The organism is Caballeronia sp. BR00000012568055 (assembly GCF_029439455.1).
Classification (GTDB): Bacteria; Pseudomonadota; Gammaproteobacteria; order Burkholderiales; family Burkholderiaceae; genus Caballeronia.
Genome location: NZ_JAQFVG010000329.1, coordinates 45,011 through 45,713, shown reverse-complemented (window position 1 = coordinate 45,713; position 703 = coordinate 45,011). Strand labels below are relative to the sequence as shown.

Here is a 703-nt window from a genome sequence, read left to right as displayed (position 1 = left end):
GGTCTTGCTTGCAGCGGTGAACGTGTTCGGCGGCTTTCTCGTCACACGACGAATGCTGGAGATGTTCAAGAAGAAAGAGCCGAAGAAAATCGCACACAAGGAGGGCGCGTAAATGAGCATGAACGTCGTCACTCTCTTGTACCTGGTCGCGTCGGTGTGCTTTATTCAGGCGCTGAAAGGCCTGTCGAATCCGAAGACCGCGCGCATCGGCAATACGTTCGGCATGGCGGGAATGGCGATCGCCATTCTCACGACGCTCGCGTTGATCGTGAAGCAGGCGTCTTATCTTGGCTCGAATCTGTCGCTCGGATTGACGCTGCTGTTTGCCGCTTTGATTATCGGCGGCGGTGCGGGCGCGTATATCGCGGCGAAAGTCGAAATGACGAAGATGCCGGAACTCGTCGCGGCCATGCACTCGCTGATTGGTTTGGCGGCGGTGTGTATTGCGTATGGCGTGGTGTCGGAGCCTTCGGCGTTTGGACTTGCCGCGCCGGGCGATCCGATTCCTTACGGCAATCGCGTCGAGTTGTTTATCGGCACATTCGTGGGTGCGATCACGTTCAGCGGTTCGGTTATCGCGTTCGGCAAGCTGTCGGGCAAGTACAAATTCCGCTTGTTTCAGGGCGCGCCGGTCGTGTACTCGGGCCAGCATCTGATCAACCTGCTGCTCGCGATTGCGATGATCGGCTTCGGTGTGATCTTC

General features: G+C 57.6%; 2 protein-coding genes. Both read left to right on the top strand.

Annotation, left to right across the window (positions count from 1 at the left end; genetic code table 11):
* The coding region (locus P7F28_RS28170; protein WP_277188137.1) for a proton-translocating transhydrogenase family protein at nucleotides 1-112 on the top strand (112 nt) is incomplete at its 5' end.
* Nucleotides 113-703 (top strand): NAD(P)(+) transhydrogenase (Re/Si-specific) subunit beta (locus P7F28_RS28165; RefSeq protein ID WP_277183939.1); only part of this gene is annotated, 591 nt, incomplete at its 3' end. It lies immediately after the preceding gene.